This is a genomic window from Bacillus cereus group sp. BceL062 (assembly GCF_051780025.1).
In the GTDB taxonomy this organism is placed as follows: domain Bacteria; phylum Bacillota; class Bacilli; order Bacillales; family Bacillaceae_G; genus Bacillus_A; species Bacillus_A toyonensis.
In genome coordinates, this window is sequence record NZ_JBPWGY010000004.1 from 309,479 (window position 1) to 332,202 (window position 22,724).

The window sequence follows — 22,724 nt, forward strand, 5'->3', positions numbered from 1 at the left end:
TTCTCCTTAATGATTATTAAATTATATTTAAATAAATTAAATTAAAATTAACTGAAATGAATAATTTATGTTAAACTATATTAAAATTAAATTAATTATAATTTATTGTATAGCAAGCTACAAGGATATGAGGAGGAAACGGAATGAAGGAAATAGAGGTATTAAAAGCAGAGTATCCATTAGTTAACAAGCTTATTGCAACAGAAGAAATATTTTGGATAAACCCGAATATAGAAAAGTATGAAACAGCAATAACAGCTTCACCACTTAATGAAGAAGATGTCAAAGACGCGGAAGAGAGATTAAAGCGTTTTGCACCATATATTGCGAAAGTTTTTCCTGAAACGAAAGAAACGAATGGTATTATAGAATCACCTTTAGTAAAAATACCTTCAATGAAACAGTCTTTAGAGAAAAATTACGGGCAACCTATACTAGGAAAATTACTATTAAAATGTGATAGTCATCTTCCAATATCAGGTTCAATTAAAGCTAGGGGCGGTATTTATGAAGTGTTAAAACATGCTGAGAAATTAGCACTCCAGCATGGAATGTTAACAGAGGAAGATAATTATTCTATTTTAGATAGTGATACATGTAGAGAGTTTTTTGCAAAATACTCAATTGCGGTAGGTTCTACAGGTAATTTAGGGCTAAGCATTGGGATTATGAGTGCGAAACTAGGTTTTAACGTAACTGTTCATATGTCAGCAGACGCAAAAGAATGGAAAAAAGATTTATTAAGAAGTAAAGGTGTAAATGTTATTGAATATGAAGCTGATTATAGTAAAGCAGTAGAAGAGGGGCGTCAGCAAGCAGATGCAGATCCTAGCTGTTATTTTGTAGATGATGAAAACTCACATGATTTATTTTTAGGATACGCAGTAGCAGCATCTCGTTTACAAAAGCAATTAGAAGAGTTAGAGATTATAGTAGATGAAGAACATCCTTTATTCGTTTATCTTCCGTGTGGAGTAGGTGGGGGACCTGGCGGGGTAGCATTTGGTTTAAGGTTATTGTATAAAGACAACGTCCATTGTTTCTTTGCAGAGCCAACACATTCTCCATGTATGTTACTCGGGTTAATGACAGGACTTCATGATAAAATCGCCGTTCAAGATATCGGGATTGATAATATAACAGATGCGGACGGACTAGCAGTAGGAAGACCGTCTGGATTTGTCGGTAAAACGATGGAACCATTTTTGAGCGGAAATTACACAGTAAGTGATGAAGAGTTATATAGACTATTAAAAGAACTAGCTGATACGGAAAATATTAATTTAGAGCCTTCTGCATTAGCTGGTATGGTTGGGCCAGTGAATGTATGTAAAGAAGATGAGTATTTACAAAAGCAACAGTTAACAGAGACGGTGAAAAAAGGTACTCATATTGTGTGGGGAACTGGTGGAAGCATGGTTCCAGAAGATGTGATGAATGGGTATTATAAGAAAAGTTTGGAATTAACAATATAAGAAAAATGAGGCTAGTTGTAGCCTCATTTTTTCATGTACATAAAAATCTTTGTTATTTTCACAATAGTTCTTTATAGTATAGATATGAAGGATTACTAATATCGAATAAATATAACAAAACAGCTTTATTTTACATAATAAGAGGATGTGTGTATACGATGTCATTACAGACTAAATATATAGCGGGTATTTCGCTTGGGGTTATGGGAGTAGGCTTTGCTGCTTCTATCCCTTTTCAAGGAACGATAGCTGGAGAGATTATACAAGGGGGATTTGAAGCTGGATTAGTTGGCGGACTTGCGGATTGGTTCGCGGTTACAGCATTATTTCGTCATCCGATGGGAATCCCAATTCCGCATACAGCTTTGTTACCTAAAAACCGTAAACGAGTAACGAAAGGGCTCATTCATACGCTAGAAAATGAGTGGCTGACGAAAGAGAGTATTACGAATAAAGTAAAAGAAATGCAGTTAGCGCAAATGGTGCTACAAATTGCTGAGAGAGAAATGCAGTCTGATGCTGTGAAAAAGGGAATTGTAACGATTGCTGAGAAAGCGATTGTTTCAATAGATACAGAAAAGTTAGCTGTTATTATTGAAAAAGAACTTAAAACATATTTGCATACAATTAATACGAGTAACATCTTACAAGTGCTTGTTGATCAATTAGTTGTGCAAGAATATGATGAAAAGACACTTGATTACATATTAGTAAAAGTGAAAGATTGGACAGCGCAAGATGAAGCTCGTTACCAGCTTGGAAGCTTAGGAATGAAGGCGATGGAAAATATAAAAGTAGATGGATTTTTGCAGTTTACTTTGAAATCGTTTATGAATATTGTAGATGAAGATAAAATTGGAGGCATTTTGCAGAAGTTTATCATTAGTAATATTAACAGCTTACAAGATGCTGATAATATCACAAGACAACTTATATTAGCGAAGATTCGTCAAGAAATTATAAATGTGAAAGAAAATGAAGCTTTACTACAGGAATTAGAAAATTGGAAAGAAAAGTGGATTGCGAATTGGGATGCTACTGACAAAATAAAAGAGATGCTGGAGCAAGTACAACAAAGAGCAGTTACCTTTGTAAACAAAGAAGAATTTGCTGATACATATGTTATTCCATTTTTACAAACGCAAATGAATAAAATAAAAGAAGACGAAGTGACGGTTCAAAAAATAGAAGATTGGTTACAAAAGCAAGTTGTCACACTTGTTGAAAAGAATCATTCGAAAATTGGAAAACTTGTACAAGAAAACCTTGATAAACTAGACGATAAAACATTAATTGAAATGATCGAAAATAACGTCGGTAAAGATTTGCAGTGGATCCGAGTGAACGGGGCTGTTTGCGGATTTATGATTGGCTTAATTTTAGAAGGAATTAAAGCGATTATATGAGAAAAACCTTCCACATTTGTGGAAGGTTTTTCTTATTTCTCGATAACGTTCATATTCAAATTATAAGCTTTCTCAATATTTAATTTGTACGTTCCATTTCCAGTTTTAATCGAATTTTTATACCAATGTTCTCGGTCGATTAATTCTGGATTTTCTTCTGAAGTATTATTTTCTTTTTTCGTTAAATCTTCAACTTGTTCCCAAGGTGTGTTTCCATGTGTTTCTTTTTGATTTGTTACTGCTGTTAAAGATACATCACTCTCTTTTGCAAGATGGACAGACACTCTTGAGCTTTCTTGTACAAACCAATTATTCTGTAATTGACCTGGATAAAGAGATAGTTCGTTATTTGAAGCACGGATTTCCACATTTTTATTTTGCGGAAGAACAAGCGTTGGTTTCACCTGTGGTGCTGAATTAAAGAACGTATGCTGAACAGGTAATGATTTTAATGTGATATGCATCGTTTCTCCAGCCGTTTGAACGGAAAGGAAATCATCTCGTTTTAAATTGAGTTTTTCATTTGCTTTCGTCGTCATTTCATAAGTTCCCAAAAGATGAATTTGATTTGTATTATTTCCCTCTATCGTTAGAGGCTGATGTCCTGCATCTACTACGATTTTTTTGATAGATTCAGGTATATCAAATTGTCCGTCTGGAATATTACTCGTTTGCCTCGTTGTGTTAATAGAATGACGAACTTCTTCTAGTAATCCAGTTGATAATAAACAGTAAAAAGCAATTCCGACACTTCCTAAAACGCCGATAAAGAAAATACTAAAAATATCATATTTAATAAAAGATTGCTCTTTTTTAGAGAATAGAAGGTATAGTAAAACTTCAGCTCCAAGTATGATAAGTAAAACTGGCCACCATGCTGTTAAGGAATCTAATACCTCAGTACCTTTTATAACTGAAAATAGTAAGAAGCAACCTAATGCAATAATAGAAAGCCCCATTGAAAATGTTCCAACGCGCCATGTTCTCATTCTTTCGTACCACCTTTGTTTTCTTTATTTCCAAGTAACAATTTAAAGCCGCCACCAATTAAGAGGAGTGCAACGATAGATGTTTGGAAATAGCGATAATATAGTTCGCTAAGATGAATGTTAAATATAGTTGCGAAGTAATCATTCAAAATAGGAAGGACTGTTTGATCTAATAAATAATAACCACCTAGTGTAATTAACCCAATACCGATCCATCTTTGATGATTGATAAAATAATCAATGATAGGTTCGTCATTTACACGTTCTTTTCCGTATTTTGCAGTTTGCTGTAAAGCGTCAAAAAAGCTATAGAACCAAATGATGGGTACTAAAAATAAAAACGCTGAAAGTCTTAATAAGTCGAGTAAATATATGGAAAGTAAAAAGGCTGCCATAAGCTGAAGACCACGGCGCTGTAAGCCTAAATACATATGTCCTGCTCCAGGAAACATTGCTAAAATGGAAGCGAATGTTTTATTTTTCTTTCCTTGTTCTCGATGCTCTTCAAACTCTTCGAAAATAGTACGGTCATCTAGTTGCTCTCCGCGTTCTTTTTTCTGGAGTTGCTGAACAACATCGAAGAAATTATAAATCCATAAAACAGGTAACGTTACGAGAAAGATAAGGAAACTTTCTTGAGATGTTAAAAGGGCAACGAAAATGATCATACTTCCAATTCCTGTACAAGCTACTAAAAATGTAAGTCCACGTTGCATAAGTCCTAATTGGAAATGACCAAGTCCAGGGATGATGGATAGGAGAATGATATAAAATCGCTCGCTCTCTTTAGAGGACTCTGTAAATTCTCCGGTAGCTTGTTTTTTCGATTGATTAATAATCGTAATAACTAAATCTAATAAATTGATGGCCCATAACACGACAAGTAAAAATAGAGAAAGAAAAGCAATATCACGTGCTCCTAATGCTATTGTACAAAATGCTGCAAAGATAAATAGAAATACAGCCCCTCCGCCATATAAAATAAACCGTCCAAACTTTTTTAAATATAAATGTCCAAGCCCGGGAATTAGCCCTAATACAAGTGCTAAAAAGGGATTTTTATTCATGCTTTGAACCTCCGTCCTTTTTTGATGTGTCTACTGATTTGTTTACAATTTGTTGTGAGATAGAAGACTCGTTATGTTTTGAAGATTTCTCGAAATTTGATGTCGCTGTGAAAATATATTGGAATAAACCACTTACCATAAAAATAATTGTAGCCGCAGTCGCGATTATGTAGTGAACGATGGTGCGCTTTAATGAGTTTGTTTTTATATTTTCATTAGGTTGTAGCGTTTCAAAATTTATTTGCGTCATAACTTCGTTCGTAAATGAATCATCATTTATCATTGGAAGGTTTTCCTGTTGTTCATCAATACTTTCCATATAAAGTGCTAAACAATAATCACATTCATAAAGATGTTCTTCCATAGATTCACGTTCATTGCTTTCGATAACATCTAATGTATAATTGCGCCAATCTTCTTTTGAATAATGCATCATAGAAACTCTTCCTCCTTCCAATGTTTTTTAATCCATTTTCTTGCCCGATACAGTTTCATTTCGACTGTTTTCACTTCAATATTTTCCTGCAAAGCAATTTCTTGATAGCTTTTTTCTTCTAAGTAATGTGCGAGAACGACGTCACGGTAATTTTCGGGAAGTTCTCTTAGTTTTTGAGCAATGAGTAATTTTTGCTCTTTCGTCAATAATAAAGCCTCAATATTATGAGAGGATTTTATATTTTCCTCAGTTTCTTTACATAAGGAGAGTTCTTCGTTTTCTCTAGCTTTTTTTCTCTTATAATCAATAGCGTGATTAGTGGCAATACGTGCCATCCACGTTTTTAATCCGCGAAATTGATAATTTGGGAGAGAGGCGTGAATTTTTACGAATACTTCTTGTGTAACATCTTTCGCATCTTCTTCATGTCTTAAAATAGAAAAGATAACTTGGAAAATATAGTGACGATATGTTTGCACAAGGATACGAAAAGCATGTTCGCTTCCTTGCTGTGCTTTTTCAATTAATTGTTTTTCCTCAATGGGTCTCTCCCTCCTTTTTGACGCATTCTATTATATAGACGTAAGAAATGATAAGTCACCCTACACATGTTGTAAAAAAAGAATAATATATTTTTAGAAAGGAGGCTATATGAAAAAAGGTGTGAAAAAATGGTAAAAAGGAGTATATAATGAGCAAAGAGGAAATGTTACGCGGAGAAAGGATGTGAATGTTAGTAGGAGGACGTCCATACTAACAAACATGAAAATTAAAATATTAATAGCAGATGATAATTCTTTTATTAGAGAAGGTATGAAAATTATTTTAAATACATACGAAGAGTTTGAAGTATTAGCTACTGTAAATGATGGAAAAGAAGCCGTAGCATATTGTAAGAAGCATGAAGTCGATATTGTGCTTTTAGATGTTCGTATGCCAAACATGAACGGGGTAGAGGCGACGAAAATAATTTGTGAAGAGACGAAAACGAAGTCACTTATTTTAACGACGTTTGATGATGATGAATATATATTGGACGCAGTAAAAAACGGAGCAAAAGGTTATTTATTAAAAAATAATGATCCGGAACGTATTCGTGATGCGATAAAAGGAGTGTATAACGGTCAAACTGTTATGCAAGATGTAGTACTTGATAAAATTAAATCTAATTTAATGGAAAGTAAAGAGGAAGAATGTAAAATAGATAAAAGTCTTTTTACAGAAAGGGAGCTTAGTATTATCGCATTAATTGCGAAAGGTTTCTCGAATAAAGAAATTTCGAAGCAACTTTTCATATCCGAAGGAACAATTGCAAATTATATTACATCTGTTTTAGGGAAAACTGGACTTGAACATCGCACACAAATCGCGATTTATTACTTAACAGGGAAAGTAGATTAATGATATGGAATTTTGGTTAATTGTAAGTAAATTAATTGTCTTTATATATATTGTGTTCAGTTACATCCATTCAAACGTTACGAACTTACCGTGGGTTATACTTACTTTGCTTTTATATCTTTCTATAAACGTGCTGATCTCTATATTTAAAAAAGATACGTACAAAAAAATATTAACTTGTGTGTCAATTGGTGTAGTTATGTTATTGACATGGAAGGTTCATCCGTTTTTTATTTTGTTTTTACCTTTGAATGTATACGAAGTGACATTTCATTATATAGAGAAGAAATGGCAACTTTTTATCATTATGATGATACCTATTATTATTACAGATGAAAATATTCGAATGACGTATGGATTAATTGTTGCATTTTCTTCTCTCTTTTTAACTATGGCAGATCGATATATATCGCGTGTAGTAAAGCTGGAATCACAAAATGATAAGATGCGAAAAGATATGCAGCGACTGACGAAAAGCTTACATGAAAATAAAGAATACATAAGACAATCAGAGTACACGTTTAAGTTAGAAGAGAGAAATCGACTATCTCAAGAAATTCATGACAAAATCGGTCACTCGATGACAGGTGCGCTTATTCAAATGGAAGCAGCAAAGAGATTGCTTGAAATAGATAAAGAAAAATCTGCCGAGTTATTACAAAATGCAATTCATATTTCGAAAGATGGCATTGAAAGTATTCGGGTTACATTAAAAAATATGAAGCCACCTACTGAGCAAATTGGTATTCATCGTATGAAATTATTCATAGAGGAATTTGCCAGTAAGCATGATATAAATATTCCTTTCGTATATAAAGGGAACTTAGATATGATTTCACCGATTCAGTGGAAGATTATCGGTGAAAATGTTACGGAGGCATTAACAAATGGGATGAAATATGCTGATGCGACAGTCATTTCAATCGATATTCATGTACTTAACAAGATGGTGAAAGTGCAAGTGAAGGATAACGGAAAAGGTGCAACACTCGTTAAGAAAGGTCTCGGGATTATGGGAATGGAGGAGCGAACAGCTTCAGTAAACGGAAAAATTATTGTAGACGGAACAAGTGGTTTTTCAGTAACAATGCTGTTGCCGATATAAGAGAATGGGACGAAGATGAATCATCTCATATGAAAAAAGTGAATATTCTCATGTGAAAAGAATGAACTTCTGCACTGAGCAGGTTCATTTTTTTTGTTTATACTAAAAGCAGAGAAACCGAAATAGGGGTGAAATGATGAATACATTAGAAATTAAAAATTTAACGAAAAAATTTGGTGATTTCATCGCGGTAGATAATATGTCTTTATCTATTAAAGAAGGAGAGATATTTGGCTTTTTAGGATCAAATGGTGCTGGTAAAAGTACAACGATAAATATGATTGCTGGATTGTTAAGAAGTAATGAAGGTGAAATTAGCATATTAGGAAAAAATATAAAGAAACATAGTCGATTTGCGAAGATGAATATCGGTATCGTTCCGCAAGATATTGCGATTTATGAAGAGTTAACTGCCTATGAAAATGTGAAATTCTTTGCTGGATTGTACGGATTAAGAGGGGCCGAACTAAGAGCGAGAGTAGAGGAAGCACTTCAATTTGTAGGACTTAGTGATAAACAGAAAAGTTATCCGAAAAACTTTTCTGGCGGGATGAAAAGAAGATTGAATATTGCTTGTGCAATTGCACATAGACCAAAGTTAATTATTATGGATGAACCGACAGTTGGAATTGATCCGCAGTCAAGAAACTATATTCTTCAGTCTGTCCGGAAGTTAAATGAAATGGGAAGCACTATTATTTACACGAGCCACTACATGGAAGAAGTAGAAGAGATTTGTACGAAAATCGCAATTGTCGACCACGGTAAAGTGATTGCAGAAGGTACGAAAGAACAGTTAAAAGCAATTATTACCGACACGAAAGATATTTGGATTGAAGTAAAGTCGGTAGAAAAATTAGATGTAGAGCAGTTAAAAGAGATAAACGGTGTGAAAGCTGTTCAAATTGAAGAGAACGTAATCAAGGTAAACTCGGATGCAGGATTAAATAATTTAAATAAAATTATTCAGCATTTCATTAATCATGACATTGAAATCCGTTCGTTAGAGGAACAGGCTCCAAACTTAGAAACAGTATTCCTTACGTTGACTGGAAGAAACTTACGAGATAAATAAAAGGTAAATGAAGAAAAGGTAAAGGGAGGTTCATCAATTGAACATCTTCAATATTGCAGTTATGCATATTAAAAGAGATTTCAGGGACGTAAGAACTTTAGTTTTTATGTTAGCATTTCCTATTGTGCTTATGCTTGTGCTAGGGACAGCGTTAACGAATGCATTTAATAGTGATAGTCAATCGATTAAGGATATACAAGTGCTATACAAAGACGAAGCGAGTAGCACGTTTTCTCAATCATTTGAAACATTTACGAAAGAAGTCGATAAATCGGGTATTCATTTTAAAAAAGCTTCTGGCAGTATAGATGGGAAAGAGGAAGTGAAGCAAAATAAATATGCTGCTTATGTAGAGTTAAATAAAGATGGTGCAAAATTGTACGGAAGTGACAAAAGTAGTGTTGAGGGAAGTATTGTAGAAGGCATGCTTACAACATTTGTTGATAAGTACAATGTAGCGGCCGAAGTTGCAAAAGTTGATCCTAGTAAGGTGAGCACAGTTATTTCAAATGGAAATCATAATGATTATATAAAAGAAACATCTTTACAAGCTGCGAAAAAACCAGGTTCTATGGATTACTATGCGGTTGTAATGACGACGATGATCGCACTATATGCTGGGATGGGAGCGAGTTCTTTAATTCGAGGAGAACGAATACGTAAAACAGGAGATCGTCTCATTGCTGCGCCTATAAGTAAGGCTGAAATATTCATTGGAAAAGTACTTGGTAGCCTAGTAGCAAACGCCCTTTGCGTATTACTTGTCATGTTATTTAGCAAATTTGTATTTCAAGCGAATTGGGGCGACCATCTTGGAATTATATTTATTATTTTGTTAACACAAGTCTTTCTAGCAATTAGCTTCGGTTTAGGGATCGGGTATATTACGAAAACAGCTGAATCATCGAGAGCAATTATTCTTGTTGTTATACAGTTAGCTTCTATTTTTGGTGGTGCATACTTCGTAGTAGAAGAAAATTTCGTTACGAACTTATCACCATTAACGTGGGCAAACACAGCTGTCATGAAAATTATTTATGCAAACGATGTAGGAGCGGCACTGCCGGTAATATGTTTAAATCTTGGGATTTCAGCACTCTTTTTATTAATTGCAATTATTGCATTACGTAGACGGGAGGGGCTATAGTATGAAAGATATTTTATGGCTCATACAAAAAACACTATCTGTCCTTTTGAAAAATAAAAAAGGATTATTCATTATTATTAGTTTGCCGATAATCGGAACGCTCATCTCTTTTTCGATATACGGAAATGCGGGGCAAGGTACGTTAAATATTGGGATTGTAAATAAAGAAAATGAGCCGATAGCAAATGATACGATAAAGTTTTTAGAAGGATTAAATCATGTGAAAGTGAGTAAGGTTAAGGAGTCGGAAGTAGAAGATAAACTCACTTCCAAAAAACTTGATGGAGTTATTACATTACATTCTGGTTTTTCAAAAAGTGTTCGAGAAGGGAAACCTAATCATATCGAGATTGCATCGATTAAAGGTGATCAAGTAACAGCATTTATAAAATCATATTTATATAACTATATTGATAATGTAGCAGCTATTAGTAAAGTAGCAGGAACAGATCAAAGTACATTTGATACTATGTACGCAGGGTATCAAAAAAGTTCATTTAAAATGAAAACTGAGACGCTAGAAGATACTTCGAAAAATAAAGATATGACAAACCAAACGATGGGTTATCTTATTATGTTTATGCTGTTTTCAGCAGTGAACTTATCAGGATTTATTCTAAAAGAAAAAGAGAATAGAACGTACTTTAGATTATTATCAACACCAATTGACGGAAAGAAATTTATATTGTCCAACGTCGCGGTAAATATGATGATATTAACATTGCAAATTGTCATTGCAGTATTATTTATGACGAATGTTTTTCATACAAATATTAATATGCCTTTCATAGTAATGATTGGTGTGCTTATGATATTCGCTTTAATTGCAATTGGTTTATCATTAGTCATTGTGTCTTTTTCAAAAAGTTCGGCTGCTTCAAATGCAATGCAAAATTTAGTGATAGTACCAACATGTTTGCTTGCTGGATGTTATTTTCCATATGACATTATGCCAAAAGCGGTACAAAAAGTAGCTGATTTCCTACCGCAGCGCTGGTTACTAGATACGATAGCAAAACTACAGCAAGGTATTCCATTCTCTGAGTTGTATTTGAATATTTTAATCTTATTCGCCTTTGCAATAGCATTTTTCTTAATTGCAATTTATAAGTTTGGAAGAAATAATGATGCGAGGAATTTTGTTTAATGTGAAATGGGTGTGACGTTAAGTCGCATCCTTTTTTGTATGAAGCATGAAATCTAAACTTGAATGACAAAATAGAAGGGTGGAAAGAAAATGATCGGAAGGAAATCAAAATGATTAAAAAAATATTACGAGTTACTTCTATTATTATTGCTATTTTCGTTTTTATTTTAATTTGGATGCATATCGATGTTACCCTCGGTAGGAAAATGGAAGCTGGGAAAAACATGCCGACAGAGTATACACCTCATTATAGTGACTTTCAATTATATGTAGAAGGGAAGTCATTATATGAGCAGCTATTTGAAGATATTAAAAAAGCGAAAAGCTCCATCTACACTTATTTTTTCATTTTGTCGGATGATAAAAGTAGTCATATTTTTTTAAACTTATTAAAAGAGAAGGCGAAAGAAGGAGTAAACGTCTATTTATCGGTTGATCGCATTAATGATTTATCATTTGAAAGAAAGATGAAAAATGAATTGCAGGAAAGTGGTGTACATTTTACATATAGTAGAAAACCTGAATTACCATTCGGGTTTTATTCTCTTCATCATCGTAATCATCGCCGTATTACGACGATTGATGGGGAGATTGGCTATACAGGCGGATTTAATATAGGAGATGAGTACTTAGGGAAAGATAAGCGATTTGGATATTGGCGTGATTATCATGTACGGCTTAAAGGAGAAGGAGCAAAAGATTTAGAACAGCAATTCGCTTTAGATTGGAAACGAGATACGAAAGAAGATATAAAGAGGAGTACGAATAAAGCTAGTAAAGGGAATACATTACATACTATGACTAGTTACAATGGGCATTACGTTGCTGAAAAATATATAGAGCTCATAAAACAAGCTCAACACTCCATTGTAATTGCAACGCCGTATTTTATAGCAAAAAATAAAGAATCCATGAATGCTTTAATCGCAGCACAAAAGCGTGGTGTTACAGTAAAAATACTTTGGTCATATAAACCAGATCTACCTCTTATAAAAGAAGCGGCGTATCCATACATACGTCAAGCTGTTAATAATGGGATTACTGTATATGGGTATAAAAAAGGAATGTTTCATGGGAAGTTAATGTTAATTGATAATGAATTAACTGTTATCGGTACAACGAACTTTACTGCACGTAGCTTCTATATTAATGATGAGATGAATTTGTATATTCATGGTGGATCTATCGTCTCAGAAGTGAATGAGGCGTTAACGCAAGATTTTCATGATTCGAAAGAAATGACGAAAGAATTTTTTGAGAAGTTATCATTTTGGGAGCGTTGTAAGGAGAAGTTGGGGGGATTGGCTGATTTTTATTTATAAAGGTTAATGAAAAGGGTGTCTTTTATAGACACCCTTTTCATTAGAAATAACTATTATTCATGCACAAGCATCGAAACATCATCATTAATCAACGTCCCCACATGTTCCCCTAAACATATTTTCTTCATCACCCCAGGCTCATCGAAGTTAAAGACATGTGCTGGTAAATTGTAGTCCCGAGCAAGCAATAAAGCGGCTTGGTCCATGACTTGTATGTTTTGTCTAACAACATCGTTATAGTTCAGCTTTCGATACATTTTCGCTGATTTGTTATGTTTTGGGTCACTTGTAAAGACACCGTCTACTCCTTGTTTTGCGACTAATATGGCGTCACTATTCATTTCGATTGCTCTCTGTACACTTGGGTAATCTGTCGTAACGAAAGGTTGCCCGTTACCGCCTCCAAAAATAACGACATAACCGTTATCTAAATGATGGACTGCACGCAAGCGAATATATGGTTCAGCTACTGCGTTAAAAGGGATGGAAGTCATAACGCGTACTTCTTTATTTGTTTTACTAGTTAAAACACCGCGGAGCATTAAGCTATTAATGATCGTACCTAACGTACCAATATTATCAGCTTCTACACGATCAATTCCCCATTCTTCAGCTAGATGACCTCTGAAAATGTTACCGCCACCGATAACGATGGATACTTCGATACCTAAATCAACAATGGATAAAATTTCGTTTGCGATATGTTCTAATCGTTTGGAGTTAAAGCTATTTCCAGTTTGATCGGCAAGAGCGCCGCCGCTTAGTTTTATTAAAACTCTTTTATATGGCCTCATAACAATTCCCCCTATATAGATCGCAATAAAAAAGGAACAAAGGCGAATGCCTTTGTTCCTTTTTAAGAAAATGAAAAAGAAAAGAAGAAGATAGGACGAATTGCTTTGTGTAGTTTTTCATACTATCCACTCCTTTTCATTTCGATTTGTTTTAAGTATATATCTTTTTGATTATACGAAACAATCTGATTACTTATCAAGTATATTTTATCGTTTTTTAACAAAATGGTGTCAATGAAAAATATTTGAATTTTTTGTGACAAACTTGTAGGTTTTTGTATGATTTTGTAGGTTCGCTTATATGATGTGTGAGTAGCTTTTATAAATTCAAATTGAAAGCGTTCGCATGAAGGGGATGAACATAAATGAAAAAATTCGGATTGGCAACACAAATTTTTGTCGCGCTTGTTTTAGGGATTGTAGTAGGGGCAGTCTTTTATGGCAATAAAACGGCGATTTCTTATATCACACCAATTGGGGATATATTTATTCATTTAATTAAGATGATTGTAGTACCAATTGTTATTTCAGCATTAATTGTTGCGGTAGCTGGCGTGGGAGATATGAAAAAGCTTGGGAAACTGGGCGGTAAGACAATTCTTTATTTCGAAATTATTACGACGATTGCTATTTTAATGGGATTACTTGCAGCGAATATATTCCAACCAGGTACTGGCGTTGATATGAGCAATTTACAGCAAAGTGATATTTCTTCTTATAAACAAACTGCAGATGCAACAGAGAAGAAAGGATTTGCTGAAACGATTGTTCATATTGTACCGAAAAACGTATTTGAATCTATCTCACAAGGTGACTTATTACCGATTATATTCTTCTCCGTGTTATTTGGTTTAGGAGTTGCGGCAATTGGAGAAAAAGGAAAGCCTGTCTTTAACTTTTTTGAAGGTGTACTCGAAGCAATGTTTTGGGTTACAAATCAAGTTATGAAGTTTGCACCATTCGGTGTATTCGCATTAATTGCTGTTACGGTTGCGAAATTTGGTGTAGCAACACTACTTCCGTTAGGAAAACTAGTGCTAGCTGTATACGTAACTGTTATACTATTCGTTGTGATTGTATTAGGTATTAATGCACGAATGGTTGGCGTAAACATTTTTACATTAATAAAAATTTTAAAAGAAGAACTTATTCTTTCATTTACGACAGCAAGTTCAGAAGCTGTTTTACCTAATATAATGAGAAAAATGGAAGAGTTCGGTTGTCCAAAGGCAGTTGCCTCTTTCGTAATTCCGACAGGTTATACATTTAACTTGACTGGATCGGCTATTTATCAAGCGTTAGCGGCATTGTTTGTTGCACAAATGTATGGTGTACACATGTCACTGACGGAGCAAATAACGTTATTATTCGTTCTCATGTTAACATCCAAAGGTATGGCGGGAGTTCCAGGTGCATCGTTCGTTGTTGTATTAGCAACGTTAGGTTCAATGGGGTTACCACTAGAAGGTATCGCGTTAATTGCGGGAATTGACCGCATTTTAGATATGATTCGCTCATCTGTCAATGTATTAGGAAATGCATTAGCGGCCATTGTTATGTCGAAGTGGGAAGGCGAATTCGATAATGAGAAAGCAAAACAATATGTAGAAACAGTCAAAGAAACAAAAGCAGCATAAGAAATCGTTAAGGAGTGAATAATCATGGCAACATTAACTGAAGTTAAAAATGGTGTGCGAATTGAAAAAGATTTTTTAGGTGAAAAAGAAGTACCAAATTATGCATACTACGGCGTACAAACAATGCGTGCAGTAGAAAACTTCCCAATTACAGGTTACAAAATTCATGAAGGTTTAATTCAAGCATTCGCAGTTGTAAAAAAAGCAGCAGCACTTGCAAATACAGATGTAGGTAGATTGGAATTGAATAAAGGCGGCGCGATCGCAGAAGCTGCTCAAGAAATTCTAGATGGAAAATGGCACGATCATTTCATCGTCGACCCAATTCAGGGCGGTGCGGGTACTTCAATGAACATGAATGCAAATGAAGTCATCGCCAATCGTGCTCTTGAATTATTAGGAATGGAAAAGGGAGACTATCATTATATTAGTCCAAATAGCCATGTAAATATGGCACAATCAACAAACGATGCATTCCCAACGGCGATTCATATCGCGACATTAAATGCATTAGAAGGCTTATTACAAACGATGGGTTATATGCATGATGTATTTGAATTAAAAGCAGAACAATTCGACCATGTTATTAAAATGGGTCGTACGCATTTACAAGATGCTGTACCAATTCGTCTTGGACAAGAGTTTAAAGCGTATTCTCGCGTACTTGAACGTGATATGAAACGTATTAAGCAATCACGTCAACATTTATATGAAGTAAATATGGGAGCAACTGCAGTTGGTACAGGCCTAAATGCAGATCCAGAGTATATTGAAGCAGTTGTAAAACATCTTGCTACAATTAGTGAATTACCCCTTGTTGGTGCAGAAGATTTAGTGGACGCAACGCAAAATACTGATGCGTACACAGAAGTGTCTGCAGCACTAAAAGTATGTATGATGAACATGTCTAAAATTGCGAATGACCTTCGCTTAATGGCATCAGGTCCACGTGTTGGTTTAGCAGAAATTATGTTACCAGCTCGTCAACCAGGTTCTTCTATTATGCCAGGGAAAGTAAACCCTGTTATGCCAGAAGTTATTAACCAAATTGCGTTCCAAGTTATTGGTAACGATCATACAATTTGCCTTGCTTCAGAAGCAGGACAATTAGAATTAAATGTTATGGAACCAGTACTTGTTTTCAACTTACTTCAATCTATTAGCATTATGAATAACGGTTTCCGTGCCTTTACAGATAATTGCTTAAAAGGAATTGAAGCGAATGAAGATCGTTTAAAAGAGTACGTTGAGAAAAGTGTAGGAATTATTACAGCCGTGAACCCTCATATCGGTTATGAAGCAGCAGCTCGTGTTGCGAAAGAAGCAATTGCAACAGGTCAATCCGTTCGTGAACTTTGTGTGAAAAATGGTGTATTGTCACAAGAAGATTTAGAGTTAATTCTAGATCCATTCGAAATGACACATCCAGGGATTGCAGGAGCAACTCTTTTAAAGAAAAATTAAAAGAAGAGGGGGACAATCCCCTCTTTTTTGTTTACAATATAGAAATGCTATATATGAATAGAGGTAGGGATGTTATGAGTAAGTTTACAGTGGCTTCTAATGGTGCATTAGAAACAACATTAAGAGGAGCAGAAGTATTATCAACACCACTTTTAAATAAAGGGGTAGCTTTCACACAAGAGGAAAGAGAAGAGTTAGGTTTAAAAGGTTTATTACCGCCAGCGGTTTTAACATTAGAAGAACAAGCACGCCGAGCATATGAACAATTTAGTTCTCAGCCGGATGATTTATTAAAAAATGTATACTTAACGGCGTTACATGATCGAAATGAAGTATTATTTTATCGTATATTAACAGATCATTTACGTGAAATGTTACCGATTGTATATACACCAACTGTAGGTGTAGCAATTCAAAGGTATAGTCATGAATACCGTAAACCACGTGGTATTTATTTATCAATTAACGATCCATCAGGTATTGAAGATGCATTTGCCAATATCGGTGCAACAGCTGAAAATATTGATTTAGTCGTTGTAACGGATGGAGAAGGTATATTAGGAATTGGTGATTGGGGTGTTGGTGGAATTAACATCGCAATCGGGAAATTAGCTGTATATACGGCCGCAGTTGGAATCGATCCTAGCCGTGTATTACCAGTAATTTTAGATGTAGGTACAAATCGTGAGGAATTATTAAACAATCCATTTTATATCGGAAATCGTCACCCTCGTATAACAGGGGAAGCTTACGATGAATTTATTGATACGTTTGTTCAAGCGGTAAATAAACAATTCCCGAAGGCGCTTCTACATTGGGAAGACTTCAGTTCTCGAAATGCACGAAAAATTTTAGATAAATATCGTCATGACGTTTGTACATTTAATGATGATATTCAAGGTACAGGGGCAGTTTCACTTGCTGCTGTATTATCGGCAGTAAAAGCTTCTGGTGTACCGCTAAGTGAGCATCGTGTTGTTGTGTTTGGTGCTGGTACGGCTGGAATCGGTATCGCAGATCAAGTAAGAGATGCAATGGTTCGCGTCGGCTTATCAGATGAAGAATCTCATAATCGTTTCTGGTGTATTGACCGTAACGGATTAGTTACAGATAATATGGAAGGTCTTCTTGATTTCCAAATTCCATATGCAAGAAAAGAAGCAGAAGTAAGTGATTGGAAACAAAATGATGTGATTGGGCTTGCTGAAGTTGTGAAACATGTAAAACCGACAATTTTAATTGGAACATCAACAGTTGCGGGCGCATTTAAAGAAGAGATTATTAAAGAAATGGCTTCTCACGTAGAAAGACCAATTATTTTACCAATGTCGAATCCAACACCACTTGCGGAAGCGAAACCAGCAGATTTAATCGAGTGGACAGAAGGAAGAGCGTTAGTTGCAACAGGAAGTCCGTTTGAACCAGTTACATATAACGGTGTAACGTATGTGATTGGACAGTCAAATAACGCACTTATTTTCCCGGGACTAGGTCTTGGTACAATTGTTGTTCGTGCAAGCGTCATGACGGATGGAATGTTTGCAGCAGCAGCTGAAGCAGTTGCAAGTATGGTAGATACAAGTCAGCCAGGAGCACCTATTTTGCCAGAAGTTGAAGAGTTACGTAATATCTCTGAACTAGTTGCAATTGAAGTAGCGAAAGTTGCAGTTGCAGAAGGTGTTGCTAGAGAGAACTTAAGTGATAACGATATTAAGATTGCAGTGAAAGAAGCAATGTGGAAGCCTGAGTATCGTCAAATAAAAGCGGTAGAAAAGGTTAGTATATAGAGAAAAAGCCCGTTTATAATAATAAACGGGCTTTACTTATACATTTTGAAAAATATATAGGAAGTGGCAGCTTTGAATTGGAATCAATTATGGAAGAAAGATATGTATCTTTTAATTATATTAATGGTAGTTGTCCCAATTGCTGGAGAGCTTAATTTTCATCCTTTTAATGATATGTTTCGTGTTAGCTTCGGGACACCGCTTTTCTTCTTTTTATTACTATTTTTAAGAAGGATACCAGCAGCAGCTGCAGGTGTTCTCGTCGGTATATCTGTAGTTTTATTCCGTGTAAGTCTTGACTGGGTATTGCAAGGTTCATTCCATATGACAGAATCATTTTATTTGCGCTATCCTGTGTTCTTTTATTATTTTATTTATGGAAGCCTCTTTTCGTTTTGTAGGGTAAATAAGTTTCATCAGAAGCCAATTGTTATTGGGTGCCTTGGAATTTCAATTGAAATTATTGCAAGTATGTCAGAACTTGCGTTTTATCATATGCTCGTACTAGGCACAACGATAACAGTTTCTGAAGTGAATAAACTAATCATTATAGCTATTTTCCGTAGTTTCTTTGCGCTCGGTTTTTTAAATATGATGAATTTATATGAAACGAAATTAAAAGAATCCCAAGTTCGAAAAGAAAATGAAAATATGTTAATGTATCTCTCTAATTTATATGTGGAATCTGTCCATTTGAAAAAAACGTTACAAAATGCTGAGTTAATTACACAAGAAGCATATCAACTATATCGAAACTTACAAGCGAACGATGACTTAAATAGCAAAACAGCTTTAAAAATAGCAGGAGAAGTGCATGAAATAAAAAAGGATAATCAAAGAATTTTTGCAGGGTTATCTAAACTGTTATTAGATAAAAATGTGGCTGAGTATGTAGAAGGACATGAATTAGCGGAAATAATTGTAAGAATAAATGAGAAGTATGCTGAAATGCTAGGAAAAGATATATGTTTTTCTAAACATATAGAAGGTGAGCACGCTGCATATCACGTGTATACAGTTCTATCAATTTTTAATAATTTAGTTGCAAATGCAGTGGAAGCAATTGAGGATAGAGGTCTCATTAGTATAAAGCTATATAAACGAGATAAACATATATTCTTTGAAGTAATTGACGATGGTCCTGGTATTGCACAGAAGTATAAGAAATTAGTATTTAAGCCAGGGTTTACTTCAAAGTATGATCAAACGGGAACACCGTCAACAGGTATTGGACTTTCTTACATAAACGAAATGGTAACAGAGCTAGGTGGAGAAGTGAGATTAGAAGACCGAGAAACTGGCGGCGGGTGTAAGTTTATCGTTTGTTTACCGGAGTGCAGTTTAAAGAGGGAAGGGGAATAATGTTGTTTTATTATATCGTAGATGATGATGAAGTTTTCCGTTCTATGCTTTCGCAAATTATTGAAGATGGAGATCTTGGGGAAGTAATTGGAGAGTCGGAAGACGGAGCTTTTATTGAAGCGGACCAACTGAATTTTAAAAAAGTAGATATTTTGTTTATTGATTTATTAATGCCAATGCGAGACGGAATTGAAACAGTTCGTCATATTGCGTCCGCTTTTACTGGGAAGATCATTATGATTTCTCAAGTTGAATCGAAGCAACTTATAGGTGAGGCGTATACACTTGGAGTAGAATATTATATTACAAAGCCACTGAATAAAATTGAAGTTGTATCTGTTGTACGAAAAGTAATGGAGCGTATTCGTTTGGAGCGTTCTATACATGATATTCAAAAATCATTGAATAACGTTTTTAAGTGGGAACAGCCGCAAGTTCGAACTGAGCCAATACAAGAAGGGAAGAAAATAGCGGATTCAGGGCGCTATTTATTATCAGAACTCGGTATTGCGGGAGAGAACGGAAGCAAAGACTTGCTTAGTATGTTGGAATATTTATATGGGCAGGAAAAGGCACAAACATTTGAATTTGGATTTCCTGCGTTAAAAGATATTTTCCATCATATTACAATAAGGAAATTAGGGGATGTAGCTTTAGATACGGATATTGATAAAGAGAAGAAAGCATCTGAGCAAAGGGTAAGAAGGGCGATTTATCAATCGTTAAATCACTTAGCTTCCCTCGGGTTAACAGACTTTTCGAATCCGAAATTTGAAAGCTATGCTCCGAAATTTTTTGATTTTACTATAGTTAGAAAACGGATGACAGAAATGACGAAAGATGAAGTAGCGGCTTCTGGTCATATACGTATTAACACGAAGAAGTTTATTCAAGTGTTGTATTTTGAGGCAAAACGGTTGATGGAGATAGAATGAAAAGAGATAAGTGTTTCAGATTGTAGACAAAGTCTTGCTCAAATGACATTGAGTTTCTTGGTGCTCAACACGCTTTTGACTCTCTTTTTTCATTAGAGTTGGAATAGAAGCAAAAAATAAATATAATATGGTTAATGCACCAAAGGGGAGGAGGACAGGGCATGAATAAAGAAGAAAAGATCATAGTGGGTTTCAGGGACTTATATAATAAGATTGTTTGGCTTAATAAGGATAAGATGGAAGACAGTCTTAAGGGGTATAATTCTTCTGAAGTACATTGTATCGAATACATTGAAAAAAATGTAGATTCTAACGTGACAAAACTTGCGGAGTCCTTTTATATGACTCGCGGTGCCATAAGTAGAATAACAAAAAAACTTATAAAAAAAGGCCTTATCGAAAGTTATCAGAAGTCGGATAATAAGAAAGAAATCTATTTTAGGCTTACTGAACAAGGGAAAGTAATTTATAAAATACATGAGGATCTGCACAAAGAGTTTGAAGAACGGGATAAAGTTGTGTTTGATCAAGTAACCGAGGAAGAATTTGATAGTATACTTAGCTTTGTGGAAAAGTATAGTAGACATTTAGATACAGAAATAAAGAAACAAGGTGTACATATTAAGTCGTAATCTATTTAAAAAATAAAAATGAAACGAAAGGCAGTCCAAGGACGGATTGCCTTTTTTATTGTTGTAATTTTGTTGACAGAGAAACAAAATGGAGTTATTGTTTTGTTGATAAGGAAACAAAAATAACTGTTGGGGTGAGAATGTAAATGTCCAAATTCAGATCACATAATGAACATAATACGGAAAGAGTCATAGATACACACGCCTTACTATTCGGTCTTATCTCTGTGTTTCTTTGTGGAATAGGATTCAGCATTATAATACCTGTCGTTCCATTTTTAGTGCAGCCGTATACAAGTAATTCGGCAGAACAAGCGGTCGTCGTTACGCTATTAACTTCTGTTTATGCAGTCTGCGTATTTTTTGCGGCTCCCGCACTTGGAGCTTTGAGTGATAAATATGGTCGTCGTCCATTACTTTTAGTATGTCTTTTCGGTTCCGCAATCGGGTACTTAGTTTTTGGCATAGGAGGAGCTCTATGGATACTATTTGCTGGGCGCATAATAGAAGGTATAACAGGAGGGAGCATAAGCACTATCTTCGCATATTTTGCAGATATTATTCCTCCAGAACAAAGAACGAAATACTTCGGATGGGTAAGTGCGGTTGTAGGAGTAGGCACTGTTATTGGACCAACTATAGGTGGATATCTTGCCAAGTTTGGTTATTCTGTACCTATGTATTTTGGAGCAATCATAACTTTATTAAATGTTGTTTATGGAATCTTATATATGCCTGAGAGCCTTGACAAAAATAATAGATTGAAAGAGATTACCTTTGTAAGATTGAATCCATTTACACAACTTGCAAATATACTTTCCATGAAAAATTTAAAATGGCTACTTGTCTCAGCATTCTTACTTTGGATACCAAATGGATCTTTACAGGCAATTTTTTCACAATTTACAATGGATACTTTTAGTTGGAAGCCTGCGTTAATCGGACTTATGTTTTCAATTATGGGATTCCAAGATATCATTTCACAAAGTTTTATAATGCCAAAACTTTTGACAAAACTTACTGATAAACAGATAGCAATTCTCGGAATGGTTTCGGAAATTATAGGTTATAGTCTTATTGCAGCATCAGCTTTGTTCTCATTTTATCCTTTTCTTATCGCTGGAATGTTTATATTTGGTTTTGGTGATTCCATCTTTGGACCTTCATTCAATGGGATGCTCTCGAAGTCTGTCGATTCTAGTGAACAAGGAAGGATTCAAGGAGGTAGTCAATCTATTCAGGCTTTAGCAAGAATGATTGGGCCGATCATTGGAGGTCAAATTTATGTTTCACTTGGGCATGCCGCACCTGCTTGTATGGGGATCATCCTTATACTAGCCGCAATAACAGTCTTATATAAGGGCACGCATGAAAATATGTAAATTACCTACTTTATCCTCCTATTATAGAGAGTAAGCCCCCTGCATCAAAATATGCACATCCATCTCAACGGTGTGTGTGAAAAACTTTTATTACTCTTTTTCATAAAATCATATCTTTTAAATTATTGATGCGATGGCCAGTAAAACTTTTACATGAAAAA

At 34.9% G+C, this 22,724-nt stretch carries 20 protein-coding genes; 15 read left to right on the forward strand and 5 right to left on the reverse strand.

The genetic code is table 11. From position 1 onward, the window contains the following. Positions 1 to 143 precede the first annotated feature (143 nt). Both ACS2MN_RS12650 and ACS2MN_RS12655 read left to right on the forward strand, forming a co-directional pair. Complete coding sequence (locus tag ACS2MN_RS12650; protein WP_346994129.1) at positions 144 to 1,475, forward strand: D-serine ammonia-lyase; 1,332 nt, start codon at positions 144 to 146, stop codon at positions 1,473 to 1,475. Between the two features lie 158 nt (positions 1,476 to 1,633). Beyond that, positions 1,634 to 2,881: a DUF445 domain-containing protein gene (locus tag ACS2MN_RS12655; protein ID WP_000058292.1), complete on the forward strand. Its 1,248-nt coding sequence runs from the start codon at positions 1,634 to 1,636 to the stop codon at positions 2,879 to 2,881. A 32-nt stretch (positions 2,882 to 2,913) separates the two neighbouring features. Here ACS2MN_RS12655 and exsE read toward each other — a convergent pair whose 3' ends face one another. From exsE to ACS2MN_RS12675, 4 genes are read right to left on the reverse strand one after another with little or no spacing between them, the layout of a single operon-like run. Continuing rightward, positions 2,914 to 3,870 carry an exosporium protein ExsE gene (gene exsE / locus ACS2MN_RS12660; protein WP_001261390.1) on the reverse strand — a complete coding sequence of 319 codons (957 nt, stop codon included), beginning with the start codon at positions 3,868 to 3,870 and terminating at the stop codon, positions 2,914 to 2,916. Next, a complete protein-coding gene (locus ACS2MN_RS12665; protein WP_001039084.1) occupies positions 3,867 to 4,937 on the reverse strand; it encodes a hypothetical protein in 1,071 nt (356 codons plus the stop codon). Before ACS2MN_RS12665 ends, exsE begins: the two co-directional genes overlap by 4 nt. Continuing rightward, entirely contained in the window at positions 4,930 to 5,373 is a 444-nt protein-coding gene (locus tag ACS2MN_RS12670; protein ID WP_438894704.1) for a hypothetical protein, read from the reverse strand. The genes ACS2MN_RS12665 and ACS2MN_RS12670 overlap by 8 nt, the downstream gene beginning before the upstream one ends. Further along, positions 5,370 to 5,852, reverse strand: coding sequence for an RNA polymerase sigma factor (locus tag ACS2MN_RS12675; protein WP_001195471.1), 483 nt, complete (start codon positions 5,850 to 5,852; stop codon positions 5,370 to 5,372). The genes ACS2MN_RS12670 and ACS2MN_RS12675 overlap by 4 nt, the downstream gene beginning before the upstream one ends. A 283-nt stretch (positions 5,853 to 6,135) precedes the next feature. On the opposite strand from ACS2MN_RS12675, the gene ACS2MN_RS12680 reads away from it, so the two are divergent. The 6 genes from ACS2MN_RS12680 (at position 6,136) to ACS2MN_RS12705 (ending at position 12,570) form a co-directional block, all read left to right on the forward strand. Beyond that, positions 6,136 to 6,774 (forward strand): response regulator transcription factor, encoded by a 639-nt coding sequence (locus ACS2MN_RS12680; RefSeq protein ID WP_000694087.1) that lies wholly within the window; start codon positions 6,136 to 6,138, stop codon positions 6,772 to 6,774. A 4-nt stretch (positions 6,775 to 6,778) separates the two neighbouring features. Then, positions 6,779 to 7,879: a sensor histidine kinase gene (locus tag ACS2MN_RS12685; protein WP_346994130.1), complete on the forward strand. Its 1,101-nt coding sequence runs from the start codon at positions 6,779 to 6,781 to the stop codon at positions 7,877 to 7,879. Positions 7,880 to 8,015: 136 nt separating this feature from the next. Further along, positions 8,016 to 8,954 (forward strand): ABC transporter ATP-binding protein, encoded by a 939-nt coding sequence (locus ACS2MN_RS12690; RefSeq protein WP_346994131.1) that lies wholly within the window; start codon positions 8,016 to 8,018, stop codon positions 8,952 to 8,954. A gap of 37 nt (positions 8,955 to 8,991) precedes the next feature. Further along, complete coding sequence (locus tag ACS2MN_RS12695) at positions 8,992 to 10,101, forward strand: ABC transporter permease (RefSeq protein WP_001020186.1); 1,110 nt, start codon at positions 8,992 to 8,994, stop codon at positions 10,099 to 10,101. 1 nt (position 10,102) lies between these two features. Then, complete coding sequence (locus tag ACS2MN_RS12700; RefSeq protein WP_000651855.1) at positions 10,103 to 11,248, forward strand: ABC transporter permease; 1,146 nt, start codon at positions 10,103 to 10,105, stop codon at positions 11,246 to 11,248. 110 nt (positions 11,249 to 11,358) lie between these two features. After that, positions 11,359 to 12,570 carry a phospholipase D-like domain-containing protein gene (locus ACS2MN_RS12705; RefSeq protein WP_000591925.1) on the forward strand — a complete coding sequence of 404 codons (1,212 nt, stop codon included), beginning with the start codon at positions 11,359 to 11,361 and terminating at the stop codon, positions 12,568 to 12,570. A gap of 53 nt (positions 12,571 to 12,623) precedes the next feature. On the opposite strand, the gene pyrH is transcribed toward ACS2MN_RS12705, so the two are convergent. Beyond that, positions 12,624 to 13,364, reverse strand: coding sequence for a UMP kinase (gene pyrH, locus ACS2MN_RS12710; RefSeq protein ID WP_001248057.1), 741 nt, complete (start codon positions 13,362 to 13,364; stop codon positions 12,624 to 12,626). Positions 13,365 to 13,729: 365 nt separating this feature from the next. On the opposite strand from pyrH, the gene ACS2MN_RS12715 reads away from it, so the two are divergent. From ACS2MN_RS12715 to ACS2MN_RS12745, 7 genes are all read left to right on the forward strand, one after another. Then, positions 13,730 to 15,001: a cation:dicarboxylate symporter family transporter gene (locus ACS2MN_RS12715; protein ID WP_000713298.1), complete on the forward strand. Its 1,272-nt coding sequence runs from the start codon at positions 13,730 to 13,732 to the stop codon at positions 14,999 to 15,001. Positions 15,002 to 15,025: 24 nt separating this feature from the next. Beyond that, positions 15,026 to 16,465: an aspartate ammonia-lyase gene (gene aspA, locus ACS2MN_RS12720; protein ID WP_000224192.1), complete on the forward strand. Its 1,440-nt coding sequence runs from the start codon at positions 15,026 to 15,028 to the stop codon at positions 16,463 to 16,465. A 74-nt stretch (positions 16,466 to 16,539) separates the two neighbouring features. After that, a complete protein-coding gene (gene malS / locus ACS2MN_RS12725; RefSeq protein ID WP_002093791.1) occupies positions 16,540 to 18,252 on the forward strand; it encodes an oxaloacetate-decarboxylating malate dehydrogenase in 1,713 nt (570 codons plus the stop codon). A 63-nt stretch (positions 18,253 to 18,315) separates the two neighbouring features. Then, the gene (locus tag ACS2MN_RS12730; protein ID WP_098709131.1) at positions 18,316 to 19,614 is read left to right on the forward strand and encodes a sensor histidine kinase; all 1,299 of its coding nucleotides are present in this window, start codon (positions 18,316 to 18,318) and stop codon (positions 19,612 to 19,614) included. Positions 19,615 to 19,616: 2 nt separating this feature from the next. Further along, positions 19,617 to 20,549 carry a response regulator gene (locus tag ACS2MN_RS12735; protein ID WP_043322880.1) on the forward strand — a complete coding sequence of 311 codons (933 nt, stop codon included), beginning with the start codon at positions 19,617 to 19,619 and terminating at the stop codon, positions 20,547 to 20,549. Positions 20,550 to 20,710: 161 nt separating this feature from the next. Next, the gene (locus tag ACS2MN_RS12740) at positions 20,711 to 21,181 is read left to right on the forward strand and encodes a MarR family transcriptional regulator (RefSeq protein WP_001030884.1); all 471 of its coding nucleotides are present in this window, start codon (positions 20,711 to 20,713) and stop codon (positions 21,179 to 21,181) included. A gap of 146 nt (positions 21,182 to 21,327) precedes the next feature. Continuing rightward, complete coding sequence (locus ACS2MN_RS12745) at positions 21,328 to 22,563, forward strand: MFS transporter (protein ID WP_000033175.1); 1,236 nt, start codon at positions 21,328 to 21,330, stop codon at positions 22,561 to 22,563. Positions 22,564 to 22,724: the final 161 nt, after the last annotated feature.